General features: G+C 64.3%; 4 protein-coding genes and 1 pseudogene. 3 read left to right on the plus strand and 2 right to left on the minus strand.

Annotated features, from left to right (window positions below):
* Positions 1-5 precede the first annotated feature (5 nt).
* Positions 6-758, minus strand: coding sequence for a transposase family protein (locus ACFYXF_RS51275; protein ID WP_389361232.1), 753 nt, complete (start codon positions 756-758; stop codon positions 6-8).
* A gap of 1205 nt (positions 759-1963) precedes the next feature.
* Here ACFYXF_RS51275 and ACFYXF_RS51280 point away from each other — a divergent pair.
* The 3 genes and pseudogenes from ACFYXF_RS51280 to ACFYXF_RS51290 all read left to right on the plus strand — a co-directional run.
* Positions 1964-2483, plus strand: a pseudogene (locus ACFYXF_RS51280) (hypothetical protein); the annotation flags it as partial.
* Between the two features lie 153 nt (positions 2484-2636).
* The gene (locus tag ACFYXF_RS51285; RefSeq protein ID WP_389361234.1) at positions 2637-3443 is read left to right on the plus strand and encodes a hypothetical protein; all 807 of its coding nucleotides are present in this window, start codon (positions 2637-2639) and stop codon (positions 3441-3443) included.
* A complete protein-coding gene (locus ACFYXF_RS51290) occupies positions 3440-7027 on the plus strand; it encodes a DEAD/DEAH box helicase (protein ID WP_389361236.1) in 3588 nt (1195 codons plus the stop codon). Before ACFYXF_RS51285 ends, ACFYXF_RS51290 begins: the two co-directional genes overlap by 4 nt.
* A gap of 176 nt (positions 7028-7203) precedes the next feature.
* Here ACFYXF_RS51290 and ACFYXF_RS51295 read toward each other — a convergent pair whose 3' ends face one another.
* Positions 7204-7695, minus strand: coding sequence for a hypothetical protein (locus tag ACFYXF_RS51295; protein ID WP_389361238.1), 492 nt, complete (start codon positions 7693-7695; stop codon positions 7204-7206).
* Positions 7696-8511 lie beyond the last annotated feature (816 nt).

An 8511-nucleotide genomic window follows, 5' to 3' on the forward strand; every position in this document is an offset into this window, starting at 1 on the left:
CTTGATCAGATGGCGAGTTCGAGGGTGACGACGGCTCTGACGACGGCGGTGATCCGGGTGGTGCTGCAACGGAGCTTCCGAAGGACCCGCCAGCTCTTCAGGATCGCTATGGCGCGTTCGCCGAGGCTGCGGATCCTGGCATGGTCCCGGTTGTGACGCCGGCGCCAGCCGCGCAGGTTCCTGCCCCGAAACGGGACACGAATGCTGGGGCTCGCACCCTGATACGCCTTGTCCGCCCAGCACTTGATGTCGTCGGCGGTCAGAGCGGCCGGGATGTCGTGGGTCCGGGCCGCGGTCAGGTCGTGCGTGGCTCCCGGCAGTGCGTCCGATGCCCAGATCAGGCGTCCGGCTGGGTCGGCGAGAACCTGCACGTTCATGCCGTGATGCTTCTTCTTCCCCGAGTAGTACGGGCGGTCGGCGGCGATGCGGTCGATCGGCAGGAGCGTGCCGTCGAGGATCACGTACGCCTTCCTGCGGACCGTGTCCATGGCCTGCTCCAGCGTCGGAGCGAGCGAGGCCAGGAGATCGACGGTTTCGCGTATGTAGCGGTAGACCGTCGCGATCCCGATGTGGAAACCCGCCGCGAGGCGGGCGTAGGTGTCACCGCAGCGCAGGTGCGCGAGGACGAGCAGGGCCTGCTGGCCACAGGTGAGGCGGCGCCAGCGGGAGCCGATCCGGCACCGGCGCCCCGCGAGCAGACCGGCAAGACGCTGCAGGGTGCGGCTGGACAGATCGATGGCAGACGGGTAAACAAGCACGAGAGCTCCTAGCGGACTGGTGATCTTGGTCGTGAACCCGTCTACCAGGAGCTTTCTTCACGCCCGCCACCGGGGCGCCGCCCCAACCACCCGTCAGGTTGGAAGAGGCTCACTCGCTCGATCCCTTGCCCGGGCTCTCGATCGCGCAGGAGACCTCGACACCACGCGTGCCCTTGATCAGGCCCTAGACAACACAATCGACCGAGATCTGCGCGACACAGTATTCAGCTCCCTTCACATCGAGGCCCGCAACTCCTTCGCTAATTCGCTTGACAGTGAACTCTCCCGCGACGACGTCGACAGCATTGTCAATATCGACAACGGCCGTGCCGCGATTGACGAGAATGAAACAAGGTTCATCCTCAATATCGAGCGCTCCCTAGCAATTGGACTCGGGGTGCACAACAGGGCACATCGAATTGCAGGGACTGCCCTAATGATCTTGTTGAGGGTCGCCATAAATTCCGCTAGGGTAGGGACTTCTCATCTCGAAGCTCTCGACAACGTTCTGAAGAGGTTAGAAGAAAGATCTCTAGCCATCCAGATGCGCTCACCAGAAGATCCGATCGAAACCTTGCGTGCTGTCGCCAGGTCCCTTACAGCCGCCCGTCACGGAACACTCCGATTTGCTAATTCAGTTTCATGGCTGGTCGATCAGACACTGGAGATTCTGACGGCTCTGCGCGATCGCCGGGTCTCCGACGACAGGCAAGTACTGGCTTGCATTCGTACAGCCCTTTTGGCAGTTGCCGCAGCTCTGCTTGAATCAGGTCAACACGGTGAAACAGTGGGCCTACTGCTGCAGGCATGGCGAAACCTGGCAACCCATGGTCAAGGATCTTCCAACCAAGCCCTGCTCGTTGTACGGACGAGTCAGTAAACCAGTTCGATTCGAATGCTATGCCCAGACCTTCTCTCGGGTGTGGTGGCCGGCTCAAGGCCACGCCGTTGGTCACTGGTGTTGTGGCGGCGTGGTTGGGGATCTGGCATCCCCTCTGTTGCCACTGCTCTCAGGCTGGCAGAGGGACGGGCGGTGGGCTGGCGTGGGTCGAGTGCAGCTTCGGGGGATCGTCGGGGCAGCCGGCGGCTGTTGCGCGTCGGCTTCGCTGCCGCGCTGGTCGTGTGGGGTGTGCGCTTGAGCCTGGGGCCGTAGGGGAGCAGGCGTGAGTGCGAGGTGAACCGTTCCGAGTCGAATGGAGGCTCGCCCGGACCTGACGGTGAACATGCGCGCCCAGGCTGACAAGTACGGCGCGGAGATGGTCGAGGGCAGCATCGTTGAGGTCGACTTCACCGGGGACGTCAAGACCCCGTCACCGACACCGCGGGCACCGTGCACCGCGCGAGGACGGTGCTCGTGGCGACCGACTCCGCCTATCGCAAGCCCGGCCTGACCAAGGAGAAGGCGACCTTCCTCACGCGCTTCGCCCGCTCGGTGCCCGTCGTCCACCGAACCGTGCCTTCACCGGCGACAAGATCTCCTTCGCGTTCGACAGCGAGATCGCGGAGATCAATGAGAGCAACGGCATGCTGGCCGGCGTCCGTCGACCACACCTACCGTCAGACCATCGCACTGCCGTCAGCGGTGGCGCGGCCGCTCTCGACGCTGAGAAGTACCTCGCCGGGCTGAACGACGCAGGCCCCCCGTCCGTTCGCATCGGCGGCGAACCGGCCGCCGTCTGCCCAGCCCTTGTCAGGAGACATCACCCATGGCTCTCAAGAACGTGACCGAGGATTCCTTCGAGCAGGACGTCCTGCCGTGACAAGCCGGTCCTAGTCGACTTCTGCCAATCCCCACTCCCTGACGGCCCGTCGCATCTTGGGGTCCTGACCCGTGGTATACGCGACAATGGGGGCGGGGCGTGGGCATCGGGGGTGTGTGTGTTTGATGAGTGGCTGGAGCGGCAGCCGGTGGAGCAGCCGAACGAGGTGCTGCACTACGAGGTGCTCGCGGAGTCCGGGCAGATTGATGATGCGGAGCTGATGGACCAGCTCGGGCATGAAGTCGCCCGTAACTATCTCAACCCGGGCGAGCTCGCGCTGGTCTTCGAGGACCTAGGGGCCCCAGAGGTCGCCAACTACCTGCGAGCGAACTTGTTCCCGTCCCGGACCATGACACGGCATGGTGACTTCGGCGAGATCGTCACCGGCGCCCTCTACCGCCGGGTTCGACGATGGTGCGTGCCGATCCTGAAGCTGCGCTACAAACAGACCGCAGCCCAGGCAGTCCAGGGCACGGACGTGCTGGCCTTCCGGTTCCGGCAGAGCCCCCCGGTCATCGCGGTCCCGGAGGTGAAGACCCGGGCGACCCGCAAGCGTGAACTGGGCCAGGAGGCGCACGAGAGTCTTGAGAAGGTCCTCGACCGCCTGGACGAGAGCATCCGATTCGTGATGGCTCGCTGCCTCGAGCGCGGCCAAGGCTTCCTGGCCCGCCGACTCGCCGAGCTGCTGCGTCATCCCAAGCATCGAGTAGTGGAGCGGCACATGGTGTTCGTCCACGAGGCCGCGAACTGGCGGGACGACGTGGTCACCCTGCTCGCTGCGATCGTCACCCAGCCGACCCAGCTCACCGTGGTGAAGATCCGTGGCCTGCAAGACTTTATAGGCCGGGTCTATGAGGCGGCAGAAACCGGACTCGCCCCCAAGCCTAACAAGTTCAATAACCAGGACAAGGATGCCGCAGCGTGAGGGACTACAACGGCACCGCGTACCGGCTGGGCCGTGAAGCTCTCACCGCCGGCGAAGCCGCTCCCATCCTGCGTGCCCAGCTACGTTCCCACGTATTGGCCGAGCAGATCAGCATCGACGGCGCCACCGCCGCCTATACCTACGACGTGCGCGAGCTGCGCCGCGGGCTGGCGCTGGCCCGGATGGGGCAGCTGACCCGCACACCGCGCGAGCGCCGCGCCGACCCCGGGCCCCTTCGGGCGATCGCCCAGGCGTACGCCGACCTCGCCGAGCGGTACGAGACCGCGGATCCGCAGCGCGTCGAACTCCTGGCAATCGCCGCGACGACGTGGAGCCTGGCCGGTTACCAGGCCAACTCTGCCGCCCTCGCGGCCTCCTTCCGCAGCGAAGTGCGCCAGTACTTCGCGCAGGGAGAGAGCCAAGTCATCGAGTCGGAGACGACCTCCGCCCCGTACCGAATCGCGGAGCTCACCGGCGCCGTGCTCCAGCGGGACATCGGCGACGTGGCCCGCCTGGGCGCCCGAGCCCAAAATGAACTACCGCGCCTCGGACAACAGTTGATGGCGGCCGCCGCCGACGGACTTGCCGATCAAAGCGATGCGGCCGTACTCGCCGCCTACGGGCTCACCGGCCGCGCAGCCCGCTCGCTGGCAGCTCTGTGGCGCCTGGGAGACCGCGCGGCCGGCCGCGCCGCGATCGCTGACCTACGCAAGGCCTCCTCCATCCTGCTGGACGCCTCGGTCGTGGATACCTGGACCCTGACCGACTCCCTCGCGTATGTAGTCGAGGACATCGTCGCCACCTCACCGTGGTTGCTCCTGCGTCGCGCCGTGACCTGGAGCCGCCTGTGGGAGCGCTACCTCAAAGCCCTCATCATCGCCGACCGGCCCATGACCCAGGTCTGGCCCTCACAGCGAAAAGCCCTGGACGCGGGCCTCGTCGACACCCCCGCCAGGAACCTCGCCGTCACCATGCCCACCTCCGCAGGCAAGACCCACATCGCCGAATGGGCCATCCTTCACGCCCTCGCCCCCCAGCCCGGCGAGCACGACACCTGGTGGCTCCAGCCACGACTTGCCGTCTACGTCGTCCCCACCCGCGCACTCGCCGCCCAAGTCGAGCGTCACCTCGCCGAAAGCCTCGAACTCGTCGGCCTCCGCGTTTCCGCCTTGTTCGGCGGCGTCGAGCACGTCCGCTACGAAACCCAACTCCTGGACTTCACCAACGTCCTTGTCATCACCAGCGAGAAACTCGACCTGCTGCTGCGTAATGTGCCCGAACTCGCCCAACGACTCGCCCTCGTCCTAGTCGACGAAGGACACAACCTGGACGCCTCCGAACGCGGCCTGCGCCTGGAGATGCTCCTTACCCGCATCCGCCGCGACACCCCCACCGCCCGCATCGTGCTGCTCTCCGCGGTCCTGCCCAACGGCGAGGCCCTCGCCCGCTGGCTCGACCCCACCGCCGACGGCACCAACCACGCCAACATCCGCTGGACCCCCTCCCAACTGCGCACCGGAGTCTTCTACTGGCGAGGGCTGGGCGGCACCATCGAATACGGCACTCAGGGCCGTCGCGACTTCTTCGTGTCCCAAGTGCTCACCCGCCACCGCAAAGTGAAGAGACTGTTCCCCTCCGACCCCAAGGACGTCGCCGCCGCACTGGCCCTCCACTTCGACCGCCTCGGCCCCGTCCTCGTCGCATCCCCTACGCGCGGGGGAGCACATGCAGCCGCCAAGGCCCTCGGCGCCGCCCTACGAGGCACCGACGCCGCCACGCTGGGCGCTCATGAAAACGGAAGCGTCACCCTGGAGATCCTGACGCGACGCCTCGAACTCTCGGCTGAGATCGCCCGGCACACCGGAGACGGACACGACCTGACGCTCATGGTCCTCGGTGGATACGCTTACCACCACGCAGGAGTCCCCCAAGCCGTCCGCCACAGCCTGGAACGCGCCTACCGCGAAGGAACACTGCGCGTGCTGTGCGCGACCAGCACCCTCTCCCAGGGGATGAACCTCCCCACCAAGACTGTGATTATCCCCAGTACGTGGCGCAACAGGAAACAGATCAGCGTCCGTGACTTCTGGAACACGGCCGGACGCGCTGGCCGTGCCTTCCGTGAAACCGAGGGCCACGTCATCCTCATTGCGGAGGACCAACGCAAGGCGAATGAGCTACGCCGCCGATACCTGGACCGCAACAAGATCGAAGCGGTCCGCTCCACACTCGCCCAGCTCTACGTCGACCTGGTCCGCGCCCGCCTGGGCGGCAACCCGCAGCAAGGCCACGACATCACCACCCTCGACCTGGCCGACCCCGAAGACGGGAACTCTGTCGCCTGGGCCGAAGGATTGGACATCCAACTGCTCGCCCTCCTCGCCGAGGAAGCCGTCGACAGCCCCGACCAGCACCTCCTCGAGCAGGCCGCACACACCCTCCTCAGCCACACCCTGGGCGCCCACCAACTAGGCGCCTACAACTGGCCTCTTGAACCCCTGGCCCGCTTTTCCACTCGCCGCGTGAAGAGCATTGCCACACGACTGCCGGACCGTGCCGTGCGGGCGGGCATCGTCCGCACCGGCCTGAGCGTCCAAGGCGGCATCGACGCCCTCACCGCCGCCGACCACATCCACGCCACCATCAACACACGCCCCGAACTACTCACCACCGACCACTGGCCTGAGCTCCAGCAGCTGATCCTCACCGCAGCCACTGAAGTACAAGAACTCCAGCGCAGCGCGACCAAGAACAAGATCCCCGTCGACGCCATCGCCCCGACCGCCATCGACTGGATCGCCGGCGCGCCCTTGAAGGATCTCCACCGAGACCACAAGGACGATCTTCAAACAGACGACATCACCGCAACTACCACGATCACCGACAACGTGATCGCCCATGACCTCGCCTGGGTTGTATCGGCCCTATTCCAACTACTCGAACTCCGCCGAGACGTCCCCGCCGAAGGCACGATGGCCACCCTCCCCGCCATGATCAAATACGGAGTCGACAGCCCAACCGCGTGCTACGCCTCCAGCATCGGCATCCACGACCGGACCGCCGCCATCGCCCTCGCCTCACACTGCCCATACCCCGAGCCCACCTTCGGCGCCTTCCTCGACTGGCTCAGCCAACTCGACAGTGACGACCTCACCGCGATCACCACACCGGACATCGCCGCACTCCTCATCCGCAGCTCTGAACGCCGAAGCCCCCGGGCAGCCCAGGCCACCATCCTGCGAGGACGCGGAACCCTCACCTGCCACCTGCGCGGTGTACGCCACGCCCGCAGCATCGATCGCCTCGTCCGAATGCCAATCGGCACGCCACTCACCCTCCTACGCGATCGAGGCAACGCCACTGATCCGAACGCCATCCGCGTCGAACACGAAGGGGTCCTTCTGGGGTGGGTTGCCCGCGAGATTGCTCAACCACTGGCTATCGTCCTCGACGACACCCCGCCACCAGACGTTACCGCGTACCTGGGGACCGATACCCGCCGATTGGTTCAGGAATCAGGAACTGTCGACCAGATCGGGACCCTCAACACGATTCAATTGACGATTACGCTCATCCCCGTTTAGACCGCCGAAACAAGTGCTGTGGCCAGCCGCAGGAAGGCCCGTTCTGAAGCCCACGCGCCCCACGGCGGCGACATCAAGAGACTCGTGGACGACTAGATTACCGAAGTTGTGCGCAGGTCGACTGAGTGGCGGCATCGGCTCCGTCGGCAATCTGCGGTAGTTGTTCTGAGCTCCTATTAGCCACCCCCACATGATGGCGCCTCTTGCTCTTTGTACTCGTCCCCAATCTCAGCGTAGTAATTCGTCTCCTTCATGCCGAATTCTTTGGGCAGTGTCTCTTCCCAGAGTCCGGCATAATTTCGATTCCACCTTCGGCCATCGCGATCATAGAACGTCGCTGACTCAAGGGTGCCTGTCAAATATTTCGACACCTTCAGCCACTGCAAATCGCCCAGCTTCTTGTAGCGCACTTCCTTCCACTGGAATATCAGTTCCACGCAAGGCGCCACCACAGGGAGTTGTAGAGGCACTTGAGCTAGAGAGCCCTCCTGATTAACGACAACCCCACCAATGAAAAGTTCGATCGAAACAATTGGGTCAGGCGACCGGTTCAGTACGTGAACCGAACCTGATCGGTGATCCTGCCAGTAGGAAACAAGCAATGCTTGTTCACGGTCCTCCCGATCAGCATCTTCGCGCACCTGTGTCAACTGGTCTCTCGACACCATGGCTTGGTAGTACGTAGCAATTCCAGTGAAGAGCACAGTGCCGATTGCAGCAGGGACCGCAGCGATCGTTCCAACCCTGGCCCAGTCGATTCCGCGACGCCTTGATCCCATCGTGCGCTGACGAGCTGTCAACCTCCGTGACTGCGCCGCTCGCCAAGTCAATCTTGAACGCAACTGCCGCTGTCCGCTGCTCCGCACTTGCCCTCCCAACGCCCATGACTGACAAGACGCATAATCCATGGGATTCGGATGCACCTCAGCCGCCCACCAATGGATTGGCCTTCCAAAGCCACTGGTCAGAAAGTAAATCTGCCACGGTTGAGGAGCTGACATTCCCTCTGCTTTGCCGCTGCTCCCCGCCGGAGTGAAGGAGAGGAAGGGGTGAGCGTGGTCGACGCGGGGGCTTTGAAGATCGGGCAGGGGTTCCTGTGTTGTGTGTCGGCGGATCCGCCGTGTGGGTCGCCGACGCAGCCCTGGAACTGTCCCGGCCAGAGGTGGTGGGCGTACTCTCGTGCGCGCGTAATTGGTTTGAGAATGGGGAGGGTTGAGGGGAGGTCATATTCAGGGTACAGGAGGGGATTTCAAATATTTTGATTCGTAGAAGGAAGTGTTTTGGAATTGGTCGTCCGTCAGGGGGGATGACAGCCGCATCGGCTAGGTGCGCTTTTAGGAATTCGCGGAGCGAATTCCGTGGGCGGATTGCGGAGCAATTCGGCCGATCGTCACGGAGTGACGATACATCAACTTCCTTGCGGAGCAAGGGAGTTGGCCCGCCGCGTAGCGGCGGCGCGTCGTGTCTGCGGAGCAGACCGCGCG

It is taken from the genome of Streptomyces sp. NPDC002680 (assembly GCF_042889145.1).
Classification (GTDB): Bacteria; Actinomycetota; Actinomycetes; order Streptomycetales; family Streptomycetaceae; genus Streptomyces; species Streptomyces adonidis.